General features: G+C 32.8%; 16 protein-coding genes and 1 tRNA gene. 9 read left to right on the top strand and 8 right to left on the bottom strand.

Going from position 1 to position 25,315, the window contains the following annotated elements; all coding sequences use genetic code 11:
- Positions 1-9: 9 nt before the first annotated feature.
- The gene (locus ACYIAJ_RS00555) at positions 10-726 is read left to right on the top strand and encodes a helix-turn-helix domain-containing protein (protein WP_483558237.1); all 717 of its coding nucleotides are present in this window, start codon (positions 10-12) and stop codon (positions 724-726) included.
- 50 nt (positions 727-776) lie between these two features.
- Positions 777-1,817: a YdgH/BhsA/McbA-like domain containing protein gene (locus tag ACYIAJ_RS00550; RefSeq protein WP_483558239.1), complete on the top strand. Its 1,041-nt coding sequence runs from the start codon at positions 777-779 to the stop codon at positions 1,815-1,817.
- Positions 1,818-1,889: 72 nt separating this feature from the next.
- Here the strand turns inward: ACYIAJ_RS00550 and hrpA are convergent, their stop codons facing one another.
- On the bottom strand, positions 1,890-5,765 hold the full coding sequence (hrpA, locus tag ACYIAJ_RS00545; protein WP_483558241.1) for an ATP-dependent RNA helicase HrpA: 3,876 nt from the start codon (positions 5,763-5,765) through the stop codon (positions 1,890-1,892).
- A gap of 76 nt (positions 5,766-5,841) precedes the next feature.
- On the opposite strand from hrpA, the gene ACYIAJ_RS00540 reads away from it, so the two are divergent.
- The 4 genes from ACYIAJ_RS00540 (at position 5,842) to ACYIAJ_RS00525 (ending at position 11,723) form a co-directional block, all read left to right on the top strand.
- The gene (locus ACYIAJ_RS00540) at positions 5,842-6,258 is read left to right on the top strand and encodes an META domain-containing protein (RefSeq protein ID WP_483558243.1); all 417 of its coding nucleotides are present in this window, start codon (positions 5,842-5,844) and stop codon (positions 6,256-6,258) included.
- 352 nt (positions 6,259-6,610) lie between these two features.
- The gene (gene pykF / locus ACYIAJ_RS00535) at positions 6,611-8,023 is read left to right on the top strand and encodes a pyruvate kinase PykF (protein ID WP_483558245.1); all 1,413 of its coding nucleotides are present in this window, start codon (positions 6,611-6,613) and stop codon (positions 8,021-8,023) included.
- A gap of 108 nt (positions 8,024-8,131) precedes the next feature.
- A complete protein-coding gene (gene ppk1 / locus ACYIAJ_RS00530) occupies positions 8,132-10,189 on the top strand; it encodes a polyphosphate kinase 1 (protein ID WP_483558247.1) in 2,058 nt (685 codons plus the stop codon).
- 10 nt (positions 10,190-10,199) lie between these two features.
- The gene (locus tag ACYIAJ_RS00525) at positions 10,200-11,723 is read left to right on the top strand and encodes a Ppx/GppA phosphatase family protein (protein ID WP_483558249.1); all 1,524 of its coding nucleotides are present in this window, start codon (positions 10,200-10,202) and stop codon (positions 11,721-11,723) included.
- Between the two features lie 76 nt (positions 11,724-11,799).
- Here ACYIAJ_RS00525 and ACYIAJ_RS00520 read toward each other — a convergent pair whose 3' ends face one another.
- The 3 genes from ACYIAJ_RS00520 to ACYIAJ_RS00510 form a co-directional block, all read right to left on the bottom strand.
- The gene (locus ACYIAJ_RS00520) at positions 11,800-13,260 is read right to left on the bottom strand and encodes a DASS family sodium-coupled anion symporter (protein ID WP_483558251.1); all 1,461 of its coding nucleotides are present in this window, start codon (positions 13,258-13,260) and stop codon (positions 11,800-11,802) included.
- 257 nt (positions 13,261-13,517) lie between these two features.
- Positions 13,518-14,483, bottom strand: coding sequence for an FAD:protein FMN transferase (locus tag ACYIAJ_RS00515; protein WP_483558253.1), 966 nt, complete (start codon positions 14,481-14,483; stop codon positions 13,518-13,520).
- A 30-nt stretch (positions 14,484-14,513) separates the two neighbouring features.
- Positions 14,514-17,285 (bottom strand): flavocytochrome c, encoded by a 2,772-nt coding sequence (locus tag ACYIAJ_RS00510; protein WP_483558255.1) that lies wholly within the window; start codon positions 17,283-17,285, stop codon positions 14,514-14,516.
- 530 nt (positions 17,286-17,815) lie between these two features.
- Here ACYIAJ_RS00510 and ACYIAJ_RS00505 point away from each other — a divergent pair.
- Positions 17,816-18,865 carry a dihydroorotate oxidase gene (locus ACYIAJ_RS00505; RefSeq protein ID WP_483558257.1) on the top strand — a complete coding sequence of 350 codons (1,050 nt, stop codon included), beginning with the start codon at positions 17,816-17,818 and terminating at the stop codon, positions 18,863-18,865.
- 279 nt (positions 18,866-19,144) lie between these two features.
- On the opposite strand, the gene ACYIAJ_RS00500 is transcribed toward ACYIAJ_RS00505, so the two are convergent.
- Together ACYIAJ_RS00500 and dnaQ are read right to left on the bottom strand one after the other, a co-directional pair.
- Positions 19,145-19,221, bottom strand: a tRNA-Asp gene (locus tag ACYIAJ_RS00500).
- Between the two features lie 115 nt (positions 19,222-19,336).
- Positions 19,337-20,071 carry a DNA polymerase III subunit epsilon gene (dnaQ, locus tag ACYIAJ_RS00495; RefSeq protein ID WP_483558258.1) on the bottom strand — a complete coding sequence of 245 codons (735 nt, stop codon included), beginning with the start codon at positions 20,069-20,071 and terminating at the stop codon, positions 19,337-19,339.
- Between the two features lie 223 nt (positions 20,072-20,294).
- On the opposite strand from dnaQ, the gene rnhA reads away from it, so the two are divergent.
- The gene (gene rnhA, locus ACYIAJ_RS00490; RefSeq protein ID WP_483558260.1) at positions 20,295-20,768 is read left to right on the top strand and encodes a ribonuclease HI; all 474 of its coding nucleotides are present in this window, start codon (positions 20,295-20,297) and stop codon (positions 20,766-20,768) included.
- A gap of 735 nt (positions 20,769-21,503) precedes the next feature.
- Positions 21,504-22,775, top strand: coding sequence for a transglycosylase SLT domain-containing protein (locus tag ACYIAJ_RS00485; RefSeq protein ID WP_483558262.1), 1,272 nt, complete (start codon positions 21,504-21,506; stop codon positions 22,773-22,775).
- On the opposite strand, the gene ACYIAJ_RS00480 is transcribed toward ACYIAJ_RS00485, so the two are convergent.
- Positions 22,747-23,535, bottom strand: coding sequence for an endonuclease/exonuclease/phosphatase family protein (locus ACYIAJ_RS00480; RefSeq protein WP_483558264.1), 789 nt, complete (start codon positions 23,533-23,535; stop codon positions 22,747-22,749). The two genes, ACYIAJ_RS00485 and ACYIAJ_RS00480, sit on opposite strands and share 29 nt — an antisense overlap.
- On the bottom strand, positions 23,528-25,099 hold the full coding sequence (gene gshA / locus ACYIAJ_RS00475; protein ID WP_483558266.1) for a glutamate--cysteine ligase: 1,572 nt from the start codon (positions 25,097-25,099) through the stop codon (positions 23,528-23,530). Before gshA ends, ACYIAJ_RS00480 begins: the two co-directional genes overlap by 8 nt.
- Between the last annotated feature and the right edge of the window lie 216 nt (positions 25,100-25,315).

The raw sequence follows: 25,315 nt of genomic DNA, 5'->3' as shown, positions 1-25,315 counted from the left end.
TCCATTAATATGCAAAACATTTTTAAGACATTATTACGTTCAAAAAGTTATTCCGTTCCATGTGAATTATGTAGTATCGGATCTCTTTGTATTCCTATATTATACAACAATAAGTTAGGCAACATATTAGACCGAAAAATATCTTATGCCAAAGATGAAATTATAGTTAAAGCAAACACTCCTTTTACAAAATTCTATATTATTCATTCGGGAGCATTAAAGACTTTTGTGACAACTCCAGATAATAATCAACAAATTAATGGTTTTTATTTACCTGGCGATATTGTTGGTTTAGATTCTATTTCAACTAAAATATATAACAATAATATTCAATCACTTACTAATACACTTGTTTGTGAACTTTATTATGACGAACTTATGTCACTAGTTGATACTCAAAAAAATGTTAGAGACATGGTATTTAATTTGCTAAGTTCCAGTATTGATAATTATCAAAAATTAGTATTATGCTATTCACAGAAAAAAGCAGATGAAAGACTAGCCACTTTTATATATTCTCTTTATCGACATTATGAACAACGAGGTCATTCCTCATTAAATATCAAACTTATGATGAGTCGAGCTGATATTGCTAACTATTTAGGCTTAAAAATCGAAACTATTAGTAGAAACTTATCAAAGTTTCAAGAACAAAATATTTTATCAGTTAGAGGAAAATATATATTTATTAAAAACTTAAATGCTTTGATAGATTTAGGCAATTAAATTTATTTATGTTAAAATAATCACAATAATTTATTGTAAGGTCTTAATATATGACAAGTTTAAAAACGACATTTATTGCAGTAACAATGGCTCTATTCCCTCTTTCCTCATTTGCTGCTCAACAATTAACTGAGGAGCAAGCTAAAAACTTGCAGTCATTTAAAAGTATAACTATTCGTGGAGCATTTTATACCGATAATGATTATGTTTTAGCTATGTCAAAAGCGGCAGATAAAGAAGGTGCAGTTTCTTTTTTCATAACTACCACCAATATTAGCCCTTCTAATGATACTTTACGTATTGTTTATGCTAAATTATATAAAGCTGATGCACCTAAGACTGAAGAACAAACTGAAAATTTGCGCAAATTTGAAGGTGTATATGAATATCCAAAATCTAAAGCAATTCGTTTAGAACCTTTTGATATTGTGCGTATTCGTGGATATTTTCCTAATGAATATGATATAAATCAGGCCATTGCTAAAGAGGCTTCATCAAAAGGTGCTTATGCCTATTATATTGATTCTCGGTCTGAATTAGGTAGTAATATACAAATTGCTGCTTATTTGTTTAAGAAAGATGCTCCAGAACGTAAACTTCAACCAGAAGATGCTATCCCATATGATTCAGAAGCTGGACAACAAGCTCTTGCTCAAGGTGGTGAAGCAGCAATGCAAGTTGAAAAACCTGGTTACTACTCTCCTTCAGCTTTTAATGAAAAGTTTTATGCGGATAAATTTAATAATAAAGTAAAAGTTATTGATCAATCTAGTAGTAAAACGACATCTGTTTTAACGACAAATACATCTTCATCTGAAACAACTTCCGCTACAGAGCCTCAACGTGCTTCTCGTTACACTGTCACTCTTTCTGATGGACGAAAAATTCAAGAATTGAATGATGCAACTGCAGCTAAAATGGTGGCGTTTGATACAATTAAATTCAGAGGTTATTATGTTACCGATCAGGAAATTTCTTATCAGGCAGGTAAACGAGCTATTGATGCTGGTGCCAAGTATTATCATATTGCTAGAGTAGCTCATGATTCAAATGGTCCGAATATAACTGTTTTTGTCGATCTTTATCGATAAATTTATATAGATAATTGGGCGCACAAGCGCCCTATTTTTTTTATCAAACAAATATCTTCATTCAATTAACTGTTACAACTCAGATTTTACTTTGTCGATTTGTTGCTTAATACGTTTTGCTGAAATTGGATATGCAGTACCTAACTGCTGTGCAAATAGATTTACTCTAAGTTCTTCAATCATCCAACGGATATTTATTACTTTTTCTTGTAATTTTGAGTTTTCCGATAAGCTATTCACCCATTTTTTATATTGAATTTCAACCTCTTCAATTATATTCATCGATTGTCTATCTTTAATGGAATTCAACATTAGTTTTTCAATTCTTTTTTCAATCGCCAATAAATAACGATTGATATCTGGCAGTCGTTTATAACCCGATTTTGCAACAAAACCTTTATAGATAAGATGATCTATTTGCTTTTTTATATCAGATAAAGCAAAAGCTAATGATATATCAATGCGTCCCTTTAACTTTTTACTGATGTTGTAAAATAAAGTCAAAATGGACTCAACTTCTTTGGCAATATTAACCACAACATCATTAATATGACTTTTGGTATAATCCAATAATGCCTCATAATCATCTTGGCTTTGAGTGACCTTACCATTTTTTTCAATCAAATAGTCAACACCACAAGCAATGCAGTCATCAATTAAACTCAGTACCGTACCAAAAGCATTGAAGTATAAGCCTAATTTAGATTTATTTGGTAATTTTTCATGTAAATACTTGATTGGTGATGGTATATTGAGTATAAGCAAGCGTCTTAACCCTAGTTTTGTAAGTCTTTGCTGCTCATCTTGATTATCGATTAACTTAATGCTTACAGAATGTTGATTGTCAATGATTGCTGGATAAGCTTTAATCGTATAATTTTTATGATTTTCTTCATAGGTACTAGGCAAAGAGCCGAAATTCCACTCAGTTAAATTATTTTGTTCAATTTGAACCTTTTTCTTAATTGTTAAAGATGACAATGCTTGTTGAAGTTCATTTTTGAGTTGTGCTTTTAGTAAAACCAGATCTTTACTTGCAGCAATTTCTTTATTGTTACGATCAACAATGCTAAAAGTCATCTTCAAATAGTCAGGAATTTGCTCCAATTGCCAATCTTCTGGGGAAACTTTTACACCTGTCATTTTGTGAAATTCGGTTTCTAAGCTTTCAAGTAAAGGTTGATCCGTTGAAATACCTCTACTCAAAAATGCATCAGCATAATTTGGCGCTGGAACAAAATTTCGGCGCAATGATTTAGGTAATGATTTAATTAATGCAATAATTAAATCTTTTCTAAAACCGGGTACCAGCCAATCAAATCCCCTATTTTTAATTTGGTTTAATAGATTAAGAGGTATTTTTATCGTGACGCCGTCACGTTTGTGTCCGATATCAAATTGATAATTCAGTGCTAATTTCAAATTATCTTGATTCCAAAAATCAGGAAAGTCATTTAAATTAACTAGTTGTGCCGATTGTTTGATCAACATCTCTTTCTCAACATTAAGAAAGTCAGGCTCTGATTTCTGTTTTTGTTTCCACCAAGCATCAAAATGTTTAGATGACACGACTGATTTATCTATTCGCTTATCATAAAAATCAAAAAGTTCATCATCATCTATTAAAATATCTTGCCGACGAGATTTATGCTCAAGATCTTCAACCTCATTAATCAATTTTTTATTTTTTTTATAAAACTGATGATTGGTAAACCAATCACCTTCAACCAAAGCGTGACGAATAAATAGAGAACGACTTAATATAGGGTCGATTTTACTATAATTCACTATTCGGCTAGCAACAATAGGTAAACCAAATAATGTCACTTTTTCGTTTGCAATAGTTGTACCCTGTTTTTTGGACCACCTTGGTTCGTTATAACTATATTTCACCAAATGTTTTGCTATAGGCTCAATCCATTCAGCTTCAATTTTAGCTGCTGTTCTTCCCCATAGCCGGCTAGTTTCAATTAATTCACTAGCGATACACCATTTAGGTTGATTTTTGAAAAGTGCCGAATTAGGAAAAATTGCAAACTTAATATTTCGTGCCCCAATATACTCATGCTTTTCAAGTTCTTTCATTCCAATATGGGATAATAAACCGCTTAGTAATGAAACATGTAATGAATTATAATCTGCTGCTTTACTATTTATAGGGAACGCTAATTGTTTAATGGTTTGTCTAATTTGTGTATAAACATCTTGCCATTCTCGAATCCGAAGGTAGTTTAAAAATTCTTTTTGACACAATCGTCTAAATTGATTTACGGATAATATATTTTGTTGTTCTTTAATATAATTCCATAAATTAATTAAAGATATAAAGTCAGATTCCTTATCAACAAAACGACGATGTTTTTCATCAGAGATTTGCTGTTTATCAAAAGGTCTTTCTCTAGGATCTTGGATAGACAAAGCTGCAGTAATTATCATCACTTCTTTAGTACAACCCAATCGCCTTGCTTCAACCAGCATTCTGGCCAATCTTGGATCGATGGGTAATTGCGCTAAAATTCGTCCTATTTCAGTTAAATGATATCGATAATGTTTAATAAATATTGCACCAAGTTCTTCTAACAATCGAATGCCATCACGAATATATTTTGCATCAGGTGCTTCAACAAAAGGAAATGCTGCAATGTCACCTAAACCTAACGAGGTCATCTGTAATATCACCGATGCTAAATTTGTACGTAAAATTTCAGGATCGGTAAATTCAGGACGAGATAAAAAATCTTGTTCATCATATAACCGGATGCAGATTCCATCTGAGGTTCGTCCACAGCGCCCTTTTCGTTGGTTGGCTGAGGCTTGAGATATCGGTTCAATCGGTAAACGTTGAACTTTAGTGCGATAACTATAGCGACTAATCCTAGCTAAACCCGTATCGATAACATATTTAATTCCAGGCACCGTCAACGATGTTTCTGCCACATTTGTTGCTAGAATTATTCGCCTTTTAGTATGCGACTGGAAAATCCGATTTTGTTCTGATGCTGATAGCTTTGCATATAATGGTAAGATATCAGTATGACGAAGATCCAATTTATTAAGTGTATCGGCAAGATCTCTAATTTCTCTTTCACCAGTTAGAAAAATAAGTATATCACCATGGCTTTCTGCTGAAAGTTCATCAATCGCATCTATGATGGATTGAAAATCACTATTTTTATCGTTGCAATTATCATCGTCACCTAATATTGAAGGACGATATCTAACTTCAACAGGATAGGTGCGACCAGATACTTCAATAATCGGTGCTTGATTGAAATGTTTAGAAAAACGCTCCACATCAATCGTTGCCGATGTTATTATAACCTTCAAGTCTGGACGTTTAGGTAATAATTGTTTAAGGTATCCTAAAATAAAATCAATGTTTAAGCTACGTTCATGAGCTTCGTCAATAATAATAGTATCGTATTGTAATAAAAGTTTATCTTTTTGAATTTCAGCAAGCAATATACCGTCAGTCATTAATTTAATCAGTGTTGTTTCACTAACATGATCAGAAAATCTGACTTTGAAACCAACTAATTGCCCTATTTCTGTTTTCAACTCATCAGCAATACGATTAGCCACTGAACGCGCGGCTAACCGCCTTGGTTGGGTATGACCTATAAATCCCTTTACGCCTAAGCCCAACTCTAGACAGATTTTAGGAATTTGCGTGGTTTTTCCTGAACCTGTTTCACCTGCGATTATGACCACTTGATGATGCTTAATTGCGTCATAAATTGTTTGTTTTTTTTCAACGACAGGTAAATTATCAGGAAAATCAATGCTCTTTGGTAATGAATCTATTCTAGCTTGGTAATGTAACTTAGCATTTTGTATGGCTGAATCTATATTAGTTATAGTTTGACTTTTCTGGGCAAATTTTATTATTTTGTGCTTATCTAAGAAAGTCATTGAATCAAGGTTTTTTAATTGTTTTTGAGATAACATAGAGAGTCAGATATTTTTAATTAACATCATAATTAGATTTAATTATAGCAAATTTAACCTATCATTAGGAGTTCATATGAAAAAAACATTATTGCTAATTTCTCTATTTACTGTTGCTTTAGTTATGTCTGGATGCCATAAATCGAGTAAGATACAAGATACTGATCTTATGCATCACCGTTTTGTATTAATTAGTGCAAATGGTCAGCACATTCCATTAGATGATCAAGCCGAGCTTATATTCAGTGAAAAAATGACTATCACAGGCAAAATGTGTAACCAGTTTTCAGGTCAAGTTATTTTAGATAAAAACAACATTAAAGGCACAGTTGCAATGACCAAAATGCTTTGTAATGATGATCAATTAAATCAATTAGATTACATTATTGAACAATTAATTACTAATGGTGCTGAAATCAATTTAACCAATAATCAATTGATCTTAAAGAACCACGAAAACGAGCTAATCTATCAACTTAAGGATCTTATGTAACTCAAATGTTTCGTTTTTTGAAACATTTGACACAAATCGTTTTGCTAAGTTGCTATAATTCAATTATTTTAACAAACAATAAAATAAATTTAAGATAAAAACCTTTATTTAAAATACCGTTAAGAATATAATAAGAACAATTTTTAAAGGATTTAACTTATTGATGAAATTATTATATTCTTCAAATAACTTGTGCAACTTTGGTAGCTGTTTAAAGCTACAAAACACTCTTTTACCAATAATATTTTACCAATGCTTTGTCATTGGTTTTTTTTTGCGTAATACTGGTTTATCGAATTTTTAAATTGATTAAAAACTTTAACATTAAATAAATTACTAAGTAGATACTATTATGAAAAAGACAAAAATTGTTTGTACCATCGGGCCAAAATCTGAATCAAAAGAAATGTTAGCAAAATTATTAAATGCAGGCATGAATGTTATGCGTTTAAACTTTTCACATGGTGATTATGAAGAGCATGGCAACCGTATTAAAAACTTACGCGAAGTAATGCAAGAAACAGGTTTAAAAGCGGCCATCATGCTAGATACCAAAGGGCCTGAAATCCGTACTATTAAACTAGAAGGTGGTAATGATGTATCACTTGTCGCAGGTCAAACATTTACCTTTACAACAGATAAAACAGTTGTTGGAAATGCCCAACGAGTAGCTGTGACTTATGATGGATTTGCTCATGACCTTAAACCTGGTAATCGTGTACTTGTCGATGATGGCTTAATTGCCATGGATGTTAAAGAAATCATAGGTAATGAAGTTATCTGTACAGTTTTAAATAATGGTGATCTTGGTGAAAATAAAGGTATCAATCTACCGGGTGTTTCAATTAAGTTACCAGCACTTGCAGAAAAAGATAAAAACGACCTTATTTTTGGTTGTGAACAAGGCGTTGACTTTATTGCTGCATCATTTATTCGTAAACGTTCTGATGTTGAAGATATTCGTGCCCACTTAAAAGCTCATGGCGGGGAAGACATTAAAATCATCTCTAAAATCGAAAACCAAGAAGGTTTAGATAATTTTGATGAAATTCTTGAAGCTTCTGATGGTATAATGGTTGCTCGTGGCGATCTAGGTGTTGAAATTGCAGTTGAAGAAGTTATTTTTGCTCAAAAAATGATGATCAAAAAATGTAATAAAGCCTCTAAACCAGTCATTACTGCAACACAAATGCTTGATTCAATGATCAAAAATCCACGTCCAACTCGTGCTGAAGCTGGCGATGTGGCTAATGCAATTATTGATGGTACTGATGCGGTGATGTTATCTGGTGAAAGTGCTAAAGGTAAATATCCACTTGAAACAGTCAATGTTATGGCAACTATCTGCAAACGCACTGATAAAACAATTCCTGCCTCATTAGAATTAACATCCAAAGAAGAAAAATTAAGCATAACAGCCGCTGTATGTTGTGGTGCTGTCGAAATTGCTGAGCGCTTAAATGCGCCATTAATTGTTGTTGCAACTCGTAGTGGTAAATCAGCTCGTGAAGTTCGTCATTACTTCCCAAGAGCTCGCATTTTAGCGCTTTCATCAAGTCAAAAAACGGTAAATCAATTAGCCGTTACTAAAGGCGTGGAACCTATTTTGATTGATTCAATTAACTCAACGGACGATTTTTATCGTTTAGGTAAAGAGATGGCTTTAAAAGTGTGTGGCTTAAAACAGGGCGATATCATTGTGATGGTTTCTGGTGCGCTAGTACCGAGTGGAACCACTAACACAACATCAGTTCACCGTATCTAAACATTAAATTTCCAATCTATATAAAATAAAAGCTAGCTATCTGCTAGCTTTTTTTTTCACATAAGTTATTCTGTATAAAATATTATTAATAACGTTTAAAAAACTAACATGATTGAAGAAAAAGTCTATTTACCTAAAGAACTTAGCTGGTTATCTTTCAATCAGCGAGTTTTACAAGAAGCTGCAGATAAAAGTAATCCTCTTATTGAGAGAATACATTTTTTAGGCATATACTCAAGTAACCTTGATGAATTTTATAAAGTACAGTTTGCTAACTTAAAAAAATATGTACTTATAGAACAAGAGCAAGCTCATTCTTCGTCTAATGCTAAAAACTTATTACGCCAAGTCAATCAAAAAGTTATACAATTAGAATTACAGTTTGACCAACTCTATAATGATTTGTTATTGGAAATGGCTAGAAATCAAATCTTTTTGATTAACGAAAGGCAGCTTTCATCATACCAAGAAAATTGGATAAAAAATTATTATAAACAAAATCTTAGACAATACATTACCCCTATTTTACTTGATAGTCACACTGAACTTATTCAATTTTTAAAAGATGATCATGCCTATTTAGCTGTAGAAATTATTTGTGAGGATAGCATCAGTTATGCACTACTTGAACTACCGACAGATAATATTCCTCGTTTTGTATTATTACCGTCAGAAGTATCAACTAAAAATAAGTCCATCATCTTTCTTGACAACATATTGCGCTACTGTTTATCCGATATTTTTAAAGTGTTTTTTGATGCCAAAGAATTAAATGCTTATTCAATTAACATCAATAGAGATGCTGAATACGAATTAAATACAGAGTTAGACAGTTTACTTGAACTGATGTCCCAAGGCCTAAAACAACGCTTAACCGCACAGCCAGTACGTTTTACTTATCAAAAAGACATGCCCAAAGCGTTGTTTGAATTATTGATCAATAAATTACGATTAACTGAACAAGATGCAATGCCTGGAGGCCGTTATCCTAATTTTAAAGATCTTGTTAAATTCCCTGATTTTGGACAAAAGAGCCTATTAAATAAAAAAATTCCAAACTTAAGTTATAATCGATTTAAACAATTTCGTAATGCATTTGATGCGATTAAAGATCGAGATGTATTGCTCTATTATCCTTACTACTCTTTTGGCCATGTTCTAGAAATCATGCGACAAGCCTCGTTTGATCCTTCAGTTACACATATTCGAATGAACATTTATCGAGTAGCCAAAGACTCGCGCTTTATTCACGCTGCAATTAATGCGGCCAATAATGGTAAAAAAGTTACCGTAGTTGTCGAATTACAAGCACGGTTTGACGAAGAAGCCAATATAAAATGGGCAAAACGACTAATTAGCAGTGGTATTAAAGTTATTTATTCACAACCAAAACTCAAGATTCACGCGAAATTATTTTTGATCGATCGTAAAGAAAACGATGAAATTGTTCGCTATGCTCATATTGGTTCAGGTAACTTTAATGAAAGAACTGCACGAATTTATACAGACTTTTCACTGTTAACGGCAGATCCTGCTATTACCGAAGAAGTCAAAAAAGTCTTTAATTTTATTGAAAATCCATTTAAACCAGTCGCTTTCAATCATTTACTTGTTTCACCACAAAATACGCGATTACGATTCAATGAATTTATAGAACGCGAAATAAGCAATGCCAAAGCAGGTAAAAAGTCAGGAATTTATCTAAAACTTAACGCACTTACCGATAAAGAAATGATCGACGAACTTTACCGTGCATCGTGTGCTGGTGTGAAAATTAGAATGATTGTGCGAGGTACTTGTGTATTAGTGCCACAAATACCTAATTTAAGCGAAAATATTTATGTTACCAGTATTGTGGATCAATTTTTAGAACATGCTCGTGTGTATATCTTTGAAAATGAAGGGAAAAAAGACACTTACATCTCCTCTGCAGATTGGATGCCTCGTAATATCGATAATCGTATTGAAGTGGGAGTAAAAATCTTTGACTCAATAATAAAATCAACTATTCATAGTATTTTTGACATACAGTGCAATGATAATGTCAAAGCTCGCATTATTGATAAAGACGCAACAAACAATTATGTGCAAAGAGGAAATAAGAAAAAGATCAGAGCCCAATATGCCATTTATGATTATTTGAAGCAGTTGGAATCATTTGCATAAGGACTTTAAAATGAATAAATTCAATGAATATGCGGTAGTCGATCTTGGTTCAAATAGCTTCCATATGGTAATTGCCCGGATCATTAATGGTGCAATACAGATTATTTATAAAAATAAAAAAAATATACACTTAGCAACGGGGCTTAATGCTAATAATAAACTGAGTGAATCAAGCATAATGCGAGGTGTGGAATGTCTTGCATTATTTGCAGAGCGATTAAATGGATTCCCTCCTGAGCATGTTCGGGTTGTTGCAACTCATACATTACGAGTTGCAAAAAATAGACATGAATTTTTAACAGCTGCAGCTAAGGTATTCCCTTTTCCTGTTGAAATTATTTCAGGTCAGGAAGAAGCTCGTCTTGTTTATTTAGGTACAATGACTGCTGAATCAACATCGTCAACTGATACAAAATTTGTCATTGATATTGGCGGTGGATCGACTGAAATTGCAATAGGAAAAGGAAATGATTTAAACCCCGTGATCGTTGCTAGCCGCCCGATGGGTTGTGTTACTTACGCGAAACGTTTTTTTCATGAACAAAAAATTAATTCTGCTTCTTTTCAACAGGCAAAACTTGCTGCCGAACAACAAATTGAAGGTATGATTAATGCAATAAAAAAATTGAATATTACTGCCGCATTTGGCACATCGGGAACCATAAAATCGATTTATCAGATATTATTAGATCTTGGTGTTAGTGATGGCATTATTACGCCTAAAAGGTTGGATGATTTAATTAGTTATGTTTTAGAATTCGATTCTTTTTATGATATTGACTATCCTTCACTTTCCAAAGAAAGAAAAAACGTATTTGTTAGCGGACTGGCTATATTTAGTGGTGTTTTTAATGCGCTTGGATTAGAGGCTTTACAATTTAGCCCATGTGCATTACGAGAAGGCGTATTTTATGAATTAATCGACGGTCCTAATTACCAAGATATTAGGCAAAACACCGCACAATCACTTTCTGAGCATTACAACATAGATAAACGTCATGCCAAGCAAGTGGTTAAAACTGCAAAATATTTCTTTTCACAATGGCAACAACAAGCATCAATGACTATTCCTCCTAATCTTGAATCTATTTTATATTGGGCTGCTCAGTTGCATGAAGTTGGATTAAAAATCAACTTTTCTTCTATCCATAAGCATTCAAGTTATATCTTACAAAACAGTAATTTACCTGGATTTAATGAAGAACAGCAGTTACTGTTATCTACTCTTGTCCGTTACCATAGAAAGTCGATCAATATTGATGCAATACCTTATTTTAGTTTATTTGAATACAAACATATCATATCGTTAATGCAGATTTTAAGATTGTCTATACTAATCAATAATCAAAGAAATCCTGAGATTGATTTACAGGCATTTCAATTAAAATTATTAAAAAATAAACTCACTAATGTGACTTTAGAAATTAATCAAAATTTTGTTGAAAATAACAAATTAATATTGCTTGATTTGGAACAAGAACAAAAATATTGGAAAACAGTTAATGATTGGAAACTATCGATTGTAATTAGTTAACAATGAAAATACATAAAAATACCGCCAACTAGGGTGGCGGTATTACAATATTAAGAATAGAATTATCTACTTGTTATTAACCAAGACCAATGATCTTCCACCACAAAATACCGACAGTAAAGACAATTATTAGATTCACAACACTACAAATAAACCCCACTTTCCACCATGTTTTTACTGGCACAAAGCCTTCTGCAAATAATAATGGATTTCTCGCATTTGCAAATTGAGTAATTGAACCAAAGTAATTAGTACAAATAACTAATGCAAAAATAGCTATGAGTTGTGGCACACCAAGGGCAATGGAGACAGATAAAAATACGGGAAATAATGCGGCAATATGAGCATTCCCACTCGCAAAAAAGTAGTGTAAATAAACATAAGCAACACATAAAATAATTAAGACCAACACCCAACTACTTTCACCTAGATGACCTTTTACAGCACTACCTATTGTGTCACCAAGCCATTTAGTTACACCCAATTTATTTACTTGGTCTGCCATCATAAGTAATGCCGCAAACCAAATTAATGTGTCCCAAGCCGCTTTTTCACCTTTTACATCATCCCAACTTAATACTCCAGTTAAGATCAAAATAGTCAAACCAATAAAGGCTGTAGTTGTTGAATCAATACCAACATTTTTGCCAAAAATCCAAAGCACTAATAATAAAAGAACAGTGCTCCCCATAATAATTTCTTTAACTGTAATTGACCCCATTTTTTTTAATTCTTCAGCAGCTAATTTTGGTGCTTCTGGGGTTCTTTTGAGTTCTGGGTTAATTAGAAAATAAATTACCAAAGGAATCACAACAAATGAAACTAAACATGGCACAATGGCTGCTACAAACCATTGCCCCCACCCGAGTGTAATACCTAGCGATGTGGTGACTAATTTAGCAGCTAATAAGTTGCCAGTAAATGCCGTTAAGAACATTGCCGAGGTGATATCATTCATATGGCTAATTGTTAACATTAAAAAGGTACCAATGCGATTTCTTGATTCATCTTTAGGATTTGAATTAAAGTTAATGGCTAAAGCCTCTGCTATTGGATATATTACACCACCAGCACGAGCCGTGGTACTTGGAATAGCGGGTGCCAATGCAATATCAGTGACAGATAAACCATAAGCAAGCCCCAATGTATTTTTACCTAACATTTTAACAAGATAATATGCAATGCGTTTACTTAAACCAGTTTTGATAAAACCACGAGCGATCATGAAAGCAATAACAATCAGCCAAATAAGACTACTATTTAATTCGCTTAACGAAATTTTTATCGATTCAGTTGCGGAGGTTGCACCAGATGGTTTTAATACGGCAAAAACGGTAATTGCTAATAAACCAATTGCCCCAATTGGCATTATTTCAGCCACAATGCAAGCTATGGTGGCAACAAAAATAATACTCGTTTGCCAACCTTCTTGGCTAATACCTTCCGGTAGTGAGACATATAACCAAAGTAACGCGGAAATTGCCGCAATAATGATGAGCGCAGGCCATTTCACTGGAGGTTTCTTTGCTAAATTCATAGTATTTTCCTTTTAAATTTAAATATTTTAATAAGTTAAGATTTAATTCTGTTACAATTATGCTACTACTCATACTATTATTGGCCAAATTTATCGCACTAACATCAGTATAAAAACTTCAATAAAATCAATACCTTTTCTGACAACTTTTTATTGAAATTAGTTTACCTTTGAATTAAAATACATCAAACAAATCCAAGAAAAAAATCAATAAAATCAGTATCTTTTTTGAAATATTTTGAATCAAAAATTTAATTCTAATCAGTCTTTATTTGATATTGAGTATCAATTTGTTGAAAAATAAAATTATCGGGGTTTACTAATATGGCTGTTTTATTTTTTAACAAAAAGATAGCCGACAAGTTTTGATGCTTTTGCAAGTATTGTCTGCTTTTATCAACTCCCCATCCATAAAAGACGGTTGAGTAAATATCACCCTCTAATGAAGAATCTGAAATGATAGTTACGCTTTCTAATTCATTATTTAATGGGTAACCTGTTTGAGGGTTTAATAGGTGATGATAAAGACGATCATTTTGTATAAAAAAACGCTCATAAATGCCGGATGTGACAACTGATTTATCTTTAACTTTTATAATTCCAGATAGTTTTCCATTAGTGGAAAAGGGTTTTCTTAATCCTATATGCCAATAGCCGTTACCATCTGTTAAAGATGAGTCTAATGTTAATACATTACCACCTAAGTTAATGATACCTTTGTACACTTGATGTTGGTGTAAAATTGATTTGACAACATCAGCAATATATCCTTTAGCAATTGCACCTAAATCAATTTCCATTCCTGGTTTTTTTAAAAAAACAGAATATGTGTTTGCATCAAGTTCAATATTTTTAGGATCAATTAACAACAGTTTTTCTCTAATTAACTTAGCAGATGGAACTTGATAACCATTGAAACCAATTTTCCAAAGTTTAACTAAGGGACCAATAGCAAAATTAAAGCAACTATTAAAATATAGACTTATTTTTTGCGCTTGTTCAATCAAAGAAAAAACAGAACGGCTCACTATAACGGGATGGTGTCCTGCAGCTAAATTAATAGACATAACTTCTGATGATGACCTGTTAACGGTCAGTTTATCCTCAAGCATTTTTATGGTTTGAAAAACAGCTTGCACTGCGGTTTCATTAGGCTCAAAAAGCATTAATGAAACCGTTGTTCCCATCAAATGTTGAGTGTATTCATAGTTTACATTTACCATGCTAAACAAACTCAAAATAGTTGTAACAAATTAGTGTTTAATATAATCAGCCGCTTTTTTACCTGCTTGCATACCAAAGATAATGATATCGGCGACAGCATTGCCACCAATACGATTAGCTCCATGAACACCACCTACGACTTCGCCAGCAGCAAATACACCTTGAATCACATGTTTATCGGTATTCAACACTTGTGTTTGGGTATTAATAGTGACCCCTCCCATCGTGTGGTGCACACCTGGTGCAATTTTTATTGCATAAAAAGGCCCTTTTTTGATCGGATGGCGCATGCCTGTTATTCTGCCAAAGTCTTGGTCATGCTTAGTTGACGTAAACTGATTGTAACGTTCAATTGTTTTAACTAATGCGTCGCCATCAATCGATAACTTTTGTGCTAATTCTTCAAGAGTATTTGCTTGAATAACAAGCTCGTTTGCAACATACTCTTCAACGGCTCTGTTTTCATCACGAACTTGCTGATCAAACAAAATATAAGCATAATGTTCAGGTAATTTAATAATTTCAGCTGATACTTTATCCCTTGTATCAAGTTCATTAACAAATCGTTGACCTTTTTTCGATACCAGAATCGCTCCACCACCACGGATGGATTCAGAAATTAAATAAGACGTTGTCTGTTCAACCGTTGGATGGATTTGAATTTCACCCATATCGACAGTTCCAGCGCCCAATTTTTCTAATATCTCAATTCCAGAACCAGTTGCACCCTTATGATTAGTGGTCACAAATCCTTTAAGGTCAGGACGATATTTTTCAACCATTGCGGTATTGGCACTAAATCCACCAGTTGCAATAATAACTGCCTTAGCTTTTATAAAATGGATCGAACCGTCTTCTTCTGAAACTTTAACACCTGTCACTTTATGATGTTCAGTGACAATTTCAGTCACAGCAGTATCAAGTATAACTTCAATACCTCGTTTATTAATATTTTTAACTAGACCACTAATTAAAAAACCACCAACAGCAGCACCACTTTCTGGTCGATGAGTCCGATCAATGCTCATTCCCCCCGTTGTAGTAATCCCACTAAGTTTAATGTAATTATCATCTAACCAATTAATTGCATCTGGTGCATTTTCAACAAAATAACGAAGTAAATCAGGATTATTTTTGTTTTTACCTCCGGTCATGGTTTCTTGATAAAATAGATCTTTACTATCAACAATCCCTTTTTGTTTTTGGAATTTGGTTTCAGCCGCATTCATACCCGCTGAAGCTTTATTGGTATTACCACCTATTACAGACATTTGTTCAACAATAACGACACTTGCACCAAGATCATGAGCTTGAATCGCAGCAGTAAGCCCTGCTCCACCACTACCAACAACCACAACATCAAAAGCTCGATCATTAGGATCACCACCTTCGGCAATAATCGCCTCTTTATTAGATTTTGCCATCGCTTTGGTTACGGCTTTTTTAAACGCTTCACATTGTGTTGTTGCGCCAGAAATTGCATCAACATGTGAGCTATTTGAGTCAATAATCCTATGTTTAATTTCAGCAAAATTATCCAAAACTTCATTATCAAAATTTTGGGCATTAATTAATTGCATATCTTTTATAAAATCTTTACCCAGCTCAACGTTAATTAAAAACTCGTAAGACTCATCATTAACTTTTTCTTGATAATGACCTGGTTTGAATTTTTTTACATTAAGATTCACATCACGAATCAAACTCTCGACAAGAGAAAAGCGCCATAAAGGTTCTGGAATATTAAGCGTTTCACGCTTATCACTATTAATAAATAATTCTAATTTCTCACCTTTTTCAATACGGTCAACCCAATCAGGATAAGCTATACAAGCACGTCCTACAGCAACTAAATCATAACCATGCTCAATCGCATCATCCGCATCACTTTGATTAACTATATTACCGACGCCTACAACGGGAATTTTTGCTAATGTTGCAGAACGCATTGTCACATATTTTTTAATTAATGGAGTCGGATCTTGTGTATCAACAATTGATGGTCTAAGCGTATCGCCCATTGAAAAATGGATATAATCAAGTCCTTTTTCAGCCAATTTTTCAAGCAAATACATTGAGTCATCAAAACGAATTCCCGGAACTTCTAACTCTTCAGGAGAAAAACGGTATCCAACAATAAATTTAGATATTGCATATTGCTTAACCATATTATGGGTAATATCTAAAACAGCAAGCGCGAATCGCGTACGATTATCACGGTTCCCACCCCATTTATCGTTTCTTTGATTTGAATTAGGTGAATAAAATTGCTGAATTAAATAAGTATTAGCACCATGAATCTCTACACCATCAAAGCCAGCTTGAATCGCTCGACGTACAGCTTGACCAAACTTATCAATTGTTTCTTCTACCTCTTCTGCCGTTAATTCAATTGGAGTGGGCGAATTTGGGCGAGGGGCTGCAATAGCACTAGGTCCTACTGGCAATTGACCTCCGATAAGTTTAGGCTCCACCATTCTTCCACCATGATAAACTTGAATAACCGCTTTCGAACCTTTTTCTTTGATGGCTTGCGCTATTTTTGCTAACCCTTCAATCTTATCATCACTATCTAAACCAATAGCTCCAGGAAAAGCCAATCCTTTATTATCAACAAATCCACATTCGACAATAATGGTGCCAATTGATCCTGATCTTGCTCGATAATATTCAATCAAGTCATGCGTAACAGAACCATCATAAAAACCAGAACAAGTTGTCATTGGTGCCATCATTATGCGATTTTTTAGTTCAACACCATTAGGCAAAGTGAATGACTTAAAAATATTTTCATTTCTCATTTTTTATATCTAACCATTATCATTTAATCTTTATAGTTATCAACGATAATAACATTACCAATAATCATTCTCCACTTACATTAGTTTCATTAGTATTGAACAATGATAAGTATCATTTTTGCGACAGAAATTTTTTTAGCTTTATTAATCAATTAGAAAATTATCGATATTAATAAAATAAGATTTTACCGATTTTTGATATCTTATCGTTTTTAAAGTATCGGATATGTCATTAAAAATCTAAAAAAAAACACTGTAACTTTTTCATTTAGTTATATATTTTTTGTGTTTTTTATGTTGAACTTTAAATTTGTTGAGATAGAATGCTTTGAAATATAACGCAAAGAGAACATCGGAATGTTTGTAATACCAACTAACAGATTAAAATCAACTTTCGATTTTCTATTTATTCTATTTTTTAATCCTCCTTCATGGAGGATTTTTTTTGGTTTAAAAATCGTTTCTTTTATTTCTCATTGCAAGGTTAATAATAAATTCTACGTTGATAACACGTATAATTAGGAGGCAGTATGAAATCTTTAACACCTTTTTATGATCCAAGTATAAGCTACGAAGAAAATTATGCTCAAGGACCATTTGGACTTTTTAGACAATTAGATAAAGCACAACAAGTATCAATAAAACCTTCAAAATTTTTAAATGTTGAGGTTAATTTACCATTTGGTCAACCTGCAGGTCCACTATTAAATGCAAACTATATCAAAGCTGCTTTTGCTTATGGATTTGACTTATGTGTATATAAAACAGTAAGAACTAAGCTACATAAATGCCATCCATTACCTAATGTTTTATCAGTTCATCCTAACGGTAAATTATCATGTAATTTAGATACGGTATTAGCTGATACCAATTACAGCCAACCATTATCAATAACTAACTCTTTTGGCGTTCCTTCTTTTGCTCCAGATGTCTGGCAACCTGATATGGCTGATGCCGTCAAATCAGCAGGACATGGTCAATGTGTTATTGGTAGTTTTCAAGGTACACAAGGTAACGGTGAAATTGCAAAAGATTATGCTTTAGCGGCAAAATTAGTTCGAGAAACAAATGCTCCAATTCTTGAAGCAAACCTAAGTTGCCCAAATGAAGGTGCTAGCAAATTACTTTGCTTTGATATTGATAAAGTTGAACGAATTGTTAATGAAATTAAAACTGCTGTTCCCGATCGTCCACTTATTTTAAAACTAGCTTATTTTGCTGATGATGAAAAAATTATATCATTACTCAATCGAGTAGGATCCATTATTGATGGTTTAAGTACTATTAACACGTTATCTGCAAAACCTGTTGATGCTCATGGCCATCCTGCATTAGGCGAAAATAGAAAAGAAGGCGGAGTTTGTGGTGATGCAATCCGTTGGGCGGGTTTAGATATGGTGAGCCGTTTAGCTAAGTATCGTAAACAAATGGATCTAAAATTTGCTATTGTAGGCGTTGGTGGTGTTAGTTCTAGTGAACATTATCATCAATTTATAAAAAGTGGTGCTGATGCGGTTATGAGTGCAACTGGTGCTATGTGGAATCCGCTCCTTGCGATAGAAATCAAAAAGAACCTTTAATTTGATAAGCATTTCCAGTACAGGGTACTATGCCCTGTTTTTTTATTTAAAAAATCAAGAGTAGTTTAACAATAAAATTTAATAATAAATGAATAAAATCAAAATACCAATAGCAATAAAATTATAACCAATACTCATATTTGCTTAGTAGCATAGAAATAAAGAACACTCAAATTCTTACTAGTATAGGAAATGCATTATCAGAAAACACCACAAACTTGATACAAAAAGTATTGCAATAAAAAAGCACTTTCATGAAGTGCTTTAATCTATTGAAATTGGCGGAACGGACGGGGCTCGAACCCGCGACCCCCTGCGTGACAGGCAGGTATTCTAACCAACTGAACTACCGCTCCGCTTTTTTGATAGCTTTAATGTTAGAGCATTAAAGTAGGCATGATATTAAAGATTATTTTTATTCACGTCAATAAAATTCTATAAATAAATGTTCAACTGAATATAAAACAATCATTAATTCAAATTCCACAATGCTCCACCACATTTTTTATCAATTTTTTTTAAAACCGATTCATGTTCAGAAAGTTCATATTCTGTTGCCTTAATTACTTTTAAAGGCACACCATTGCGTTCAACTCTTTTTATTACATTAAATTCGGATGTAGATGAGTTATTATCCTCTGAACTAAAAGATAAAGTTGTCTGCCCACCAGTCATTGCTAAATAAACTTCGGCTAAAATTTCGGCATCTAATAATGCACCATGCAATGTTCGGTGAGAGTTATCAATCTGGTAGCGTTCACATAATACATCTAAGTTATTACGTTTTCCTGGAAACAGACGCCTTGCCATAGCTAAGGTATCAGTAACAAGACAATGATCGGAAGTTTTAAAATCCAACCCACAAAGACGAAACTCATAATCAATAAAACCCACATCAAACGAGGCGTTGTGAATAATTAATTCAGCACCGTCAATAAATTTGATAAAATCATGTGCTATATTCTTGAATATTGGCTTATCCTTAACAAATTCATCACTGATACCGTGAACTTTAAATGCACCTTCATCAATTAAGCGTTCTGGATTAATGTAGACATGAAAATGGTTACCCGTTAAACGACGATTAATGACTTCAACGGCACCAATTTCAATAATCTTATGTCCTTCATAGTGATTATTGCCACCTTGGTTCATACCTGTTGTTTCAGTATCTAAGACAATTTGTCGCGCAGAATTATGTATCACTTTCTTCTCTTTTTATATCAACAATTGGGGAAAAATGTTTTTAATGGTATAGTTTAGCACTAAAAACTTTTAATGTTGATACCTACATAAATGAAAGTAGCAGCCAATTCAATTAATTTATAGAGTAATTATAAATTAATTAGAGGCTACTAACTTGCCGTTTAATTGAAATTTAATTTAAATAAGAAATTTAATTTACATAGTTATAAAAGAAATAAAAAATATGCTAAAAAAAATCGAAATATATACTGATGGTTCATGTCTTGGTAATCCCGGCCCTGGTGGTTATGCTGCTATATTAAAATATAAGCAAACCGAAAAAGTATTATCGGAAGGTTTTTTTAAAACAACAAATAACCGTATGGAATTATTAGCTGCGATTGTTGCTTTAGAACAATTAAAGCAACCTTGTCAAATTGAATTCTATTCCGATAGTCAGTATTTACGAAATGGAATTATCAATTGGATACACGGTTGGAAAAAAAATGGTTGGAAAACAGCTAGCAAACAACCAGTAAAAAATGTCGACTTATGGAAAAGACTTGATGAATTAGTACAGATTCACAAAATTCAGTGGATTTGGGTTAAAGGTCATGCTGGCCATATTGAAAATGAACGTTGTGATATTATAGCTAAAACACAAGCTCAATCCCCTACTTTGCAAGACACTGTATTTGAACAATCCATACAGGATTAACTAGTGAAATAAAAATACTTTTTATGTAACTTATATAATTTTGTCTACTTTTAAATAGGTTATTCCTAAATAATGCTAAAACATAATAATATGTATTATATTGCATTCTAGGCTTAAAGATAACTATATTTGAATTTTAATCAACTCAGTTAATATTATTGACTCTTAAGAGGCCAGAGCTGAAATTAATTATATTAACAAATATAAAATATTTCCTCTTGCAATTTTACTTATCATCACCATATTGATCACACTGATGGGGTGAGTACGAATTAAAAGCACAATATCAAAACATTGATGTTTTTGCCCCTAATGAAATCGATTTATTGATTAATTATCTTATTAATCAAGCTAAAATCTATATTGATGATTTTAGCTTTGATGTAATAGCAGTACCTAGGCATAACTCTTTTAATAATGCTTATTTTTTTGCAATATTTTAATTTACACAGGTCATGAAAATATCTTATTAAATTTAGCATTTGTGACTCACAATGCTACCCGATGATAAAAATATTAAAGACTATTTAAATGTGATTTCAACAAAATCAGTAACATTACCGTCTATTTTGTCTAAAGAAAAATAAATAAACTTATTTTTACGATGCATAAGCATTAACTAAAAAATAAATTTAAATTTAACAATTAATTATATTTGTTTATTTTTTTTTAGGAGCCAAAAAGACATTTTTTAGGTATAATGCCAAACTTAATTTGAGTAAAAGTCACAAACTAATGAAAAAGTTATTAATATTTACAATGTTATGTTTATCTTTGAGTGCTTGTCAGAACCATGGTTCTCAATACAATAATAGCGTCTATAAAAAATCTAACTCAAAATCAATAGTTACTAGTAGCATTAAGAGTGGCGGCATTAGTCGCACATCTGTCACGCAAAATCCTTGGCAATTTATGCTAACTCAGATCAATGTGAAAGTACCTGAAAATAACCGCATCAAAGCAGAAAGAGAGCGTTTGTTACGTAACCCGCAAGGATTTGAAACTGTTGCATTACGCTCGGAACCTTATGTTTATTACATTATTAATCAACTAAGAAAAAACGATCTACCTGTTGAGTTAGCCTTAATTCCATTGATTGAAAGTGCTTACGATCCATTGGCAACTTCGCCTGCGCAAGCGGCTGGTTTATGGCAATTTGTGCCAATTACCGCCAAAGAATATGGCATTAAACAAAATAGTTATTTTGACGGACGACGAGATCTTATTGCTTCAACAAATTCAGCTATTTCGTTATTGCAAAACTTAAATAATCGTTTTAATGGTGATTGGCTATTAACATTAGCCGCTTACAACGCCGGCGAAGGTCGAATAAGAAAAGCTATCGAAAAAAACCAGGCAAATGGTTTACCCACCAATTATTGGTCTCTTGATTTACCAACTGAAACAATGCATTATGTGCCTAAAATTTTAGCCATTATTGATATTGTAAAAAACAACAAACGATATGGTATTAAATTGCCTGATTGTAATTATGAAAACTCGCTTGTTCGTATTGATATGTCTAAAAATATTTCATTAGCTAAGGTTGCTAAATATACGGGCCTACCATTGAATGATTTAATGACATATAACGCTGGTTATGTGCAGCAAAAAGTCAATGGTCCGTTTCATTTGCTAGTACCATATGTTCATGCTCAAGAGTTATTTAAAAAACTGAAAGCAGAAAACTTAGTAGTAAATCAAGTTACTGAGCTTTTACAAGATGTACCGCATACCAATATGCCATTTGAAGTTAAATCAACGACAACCATTAAATATAATGCAATTGATAATAGAAAAACGAATTCTATTTTTACTGCTAATGCAAGTTCTAATGGTAAAAAGCAGATAACTTATCAGGTTAAAGTTGGAGATAATTTATATTCTATTGCACAAAATTATAGAGTTAAAATAACGGATATACTTCAATGGAATAATCTGAAAAACGCTCGTGTCCAAGAAGGCGATATTTTGACGATTAATATTGTGGATGCAAATCCAATCTAAAATTTACTAATATAGGATTATGATCTGATGTAGTTGTGCTAATAATTTCCGCTGTATCAAGTCGTAATCCTCGGTAAAAAACGAAATCAAGTGGTCTACCCATAAATTTTTTTCTAATATCAATAGAGAAATCAACAGGCTTAAGTTCAATTGAACGAACAAGGTTATACAACAAATCAAGTCGCCGTTTACTCCATGCATTAAAATCCCCAGCCAAAATAACTGGACCATTATGTTCTTTTATTCGGGTTAATAACATGCGTATTTGTTGACGGTATACTTTTACACCAATACTAAAATTTACAGCATGAATATTAGCAACTAATAATTGTTGCTTAGAATCTCTAATCGGATAAATAGTAATTAAAGCAGATTTAGGAACACGAATTAATGGTTCTTTCTCTCTAAAAGAGAAAAGTGAAGTTGGTAACGAGTCAGAGATTGTCATGACCCCAGCATAAATATTGTTAAAACAATATGCAGGGACATGATCGGCAATTTTATTATGCTGTGAAATAAAATGAAGTAAAGGTAATGTTGTTTGTGCTTCTTGTAATAAGATTAGTTTAGCTTTATCAGCATATTGTTTGAGTACAGTGATACAATCAGATTTCTTTTGTTTAAAAATATTCCAAACTAAAACAGTAAATGATGTTTGATCGATTAACGGTTTATTAACTGTAATTTGTTGATTAGGCAATAGCAACTCAACTTCGTTGCTTGCCTGATAACGTAAAGTATAACATCGATTTTTAAACATTTTTATCGTTCAATTTTTTCTGTAAATATTGATCAAAAGTTAAAGTATCACTCTGCTCTTTCTTCCTCTGTTTTTCAATAGATAAATTGCATTGTTGAACAAAATCACTTTCAGTTAATAATGTTAAAGGTTCTGCCATAAGCTGTTTTTTATATTGGCTTGCTAAAGCTAAACCAAATTTTGCTGTACCTAAATCGCTTATTGCTTGTAGTGTTCTTGCTGATAAAGTTAATTCAGGTTGATCAAACATCAAATCTAAACGCTCACAAACATTACGATAACCCTGCTTGTCATCTTGATGATCTAAAACATCAGCAACACGTAATAAATCTTTGAATAATTGGTGTCCAACTTTGGACAAAGGTTCTCGATAGCTATTGCAACCAATACCAATCTCAAGCCCTGGTTTTCGTCCTTCCATTATTACCCTATTCCAATTTAATTTGGCACACTCAAGTTCTTGACTGCTCATTTCAGGCGCTGGTGCTAGTGCACACCAAATTAAAAATAGATCGATAAATCGTATCTGTTCTTCAGTAATCCCCACCGGTGAAAATGGATTAACATCTAATGCGCGTACTTCAATATATTCAATACCGCCACGTAAAAGTGCATCCGACGGCGACTCCCCAGTCATTGCAACTCTTTTAGGTCGAATTGGCCCGTAAAATTCATTTTCAATTTGCAATACATTATCGTTTAATTGACGATAATGACCATCAACTTTGATGCCCAGTTTAGCAAATTCCGCTGATTTTGTATGCGTTGCTCGTTTTAATCCTTCAACATAAGTATCTAAATGATTAAAAGTAATGCCTAGTTGCTTTTGTGCATTATTAGTATACCCAATATCGCTTAACCTTAAAGAGGTTGCGTAAGGCAAATAACAATTACCATTTGTTTGTTCAATAAAGGCTTTTGCTTTTTGTGGATCTTGAATAAATGAGGAGCACATCGATGGTGATGACCCAAACAAATAAGGAATAACCCAACCAAAGCGATAATAGTTACGAATCAATGTAAAGTAGCCTTCAGAAATAACAGCTTTACCCTCTTCTGTATTTTTCACACCATCTCTTGCTTGCCAAAATGCCATGGGTAATGAAAAATTATAATGAACGCCAGATATGGTTTGCATCATTGCACCATAACGGTTTTTTAGACCTTCTCGATAAACCGTTTTAAAACGCCCTTCATTTGATGAACCATATTGAGCTAAAATAATATCTTCTTCATTGGCAACAAAACATGGCATACTTAATGGCCACATCATTTCGTCATCAATATTTACACTAGCATAACGATGCAGATCGCGTAAAAACGTTAGCATATAATCGATATTGGTATTAACCGGTGTAATAAATTCTAACATTGATTCAGCAAAATCAGTTGTTATCCAAGGATGAGTCAACGCTGCGCCAATTTTTGCGGGGAATGAAGTTTTCGACAATGTCCCGTCAGGCAAAATGCGTAAAGTTTCACGTTCAACACCGCGTTGAATACCTTGTAAAATGGTGTAGTGTTTTTCTAACCAGTTAAGCGCTTTAGAAACATCAGGAATCATATTTTGCCTTCCTTAAATGAAATTATTTATTTTTTTATATTAACATAATTTGATATTAACAATGGTCTAATTTATAACAACCTTTAAAATAAAAACTAAATATAATTTGTAATTTAATGATTAGAAAATACAATTCACTATTTTTATCACAGATAATTGAATATTAGCAGATTTTTAAATATAACAACTACCTCATAGATTGAAGATAATATTAGG

It is taken from the genome of Gilliamella sp. X-46, assembly GCF_057063525.1.
This window is presented reverse-complemented; position numbering and strand designations above follow the sequence as displayed.

What these genes read in the sequence shown, in the direction of transcription:
- ACYIAJ_RS00555 (WP_483558237.1), top strand. Translation starts at nt 10, where the DNA reads ATGCAAAACATTTTTAAGACATTATTACGTTCAAAAAGTTATTCCGTT.
- ACYIAJ_RS00550 (WP_483558239.1), top strand. Translation starts at nt 777, where the DNA reads ATGACAAGTTTAAAAACGACATTTATTGCAGTAACAATGGCTCTATTC.
- hrpA (WP_483558241.1), bottom strand. Translation starts at nt 5,765, where the DNA reads ATGTTATCTCAAAAACAATTAAAAAACCTTGATTCAATGACTTTCTTA.
- ACYIAJ_RS00540 (WP_483558243.1), top strand. Translation starts at nt 5,842, where the DNA reads ATGAAAAAAACATTATTGCTAATTTCTCTATTTACTGTTGCTTTAGTT.
- pykF (WP_483558245.1), top strand. Translation starts at nt 6,611, where the DNA reads ATGAAAAAGACAAAAATTGTTTGTACCATCGGGCCAAAATCTGAATCA.
- ppk1 (WP_483558247.1), top strand. Translation starts at nt 8,132, where the DNA reads ATGATTGAAGAAAAAGTCTATTTACCTAAAGAACTTAGCTGGTTATCT.
- ACYIAJ_RS00525 (WP_483558249.1), top strand. Translation starts at nt 10,200, where the DNA reads ATGAATAAATTCAATGAATATGCGGTAGTCGATCTTGGTTCAAATAGC.
- ACYIAJ_RS00520 (WP_483558251.1), bottom strand. Translation starts at nt 13,260, where the DNA reads ATGAATTTAGCAAAGAAACCTCCAGTGAAATGGCCTGCGCTCATCATT.
- ACYIAJ_RS00515 (WP_483558253.1), bottom strand. Translation starts at nt 14,483, where the DNA reads ATGGTAAATGTAAACTATGAATACACTCAACATTTGATGGGAACAACG.
- ACYIAJ_RS00510 (WP_483558255.1), bottom strand. Translation starts at nt 17,285, where the DNA reads ATGAGAAATGAAAATATTTTTAAGTCATTCACTTTGCCTAATGGTGTT.
- ACYIAJ_RS00505 (WP_483558257.1), top strand. Translation starts at nt 17,816, where the DNA reads ATGAAATCTTTAACACCTTTTTATGATCCAAGTATAAGCTACGAAGAA.
- rnhA (WP_483558260.1), top strand. Translation starts at nt 20,295, where the DNA reads ATGCTAAAAAAAATCGAAATATATACTGATGGTTCATGTCTTGGTAAT.
- ACYIAJ_RS00485 (WP_483558262.1), top strand. Translation starts at nt 21,504, where the DNA reads ATGAAAAAGTTATTAATATTTACAATGTTATGTTTATCTTTGAGTGCT.
- ACYIAJ_RS00480 (WP_483558264.1), bottom strand. Translation starts at nt 23,535, where the DNA reads ATGTTTAAAAATCGATGTTATACTTTACGTTATCAGGCAAGCAACGAA.
- gshA (WP_483558266.1), bottom strand. Translation starts at nt 25,099, where the DNA reads ATGATTCCTGATGTTTCTAAAGCGCTTAACTGGTTAGAAAAACACTAC.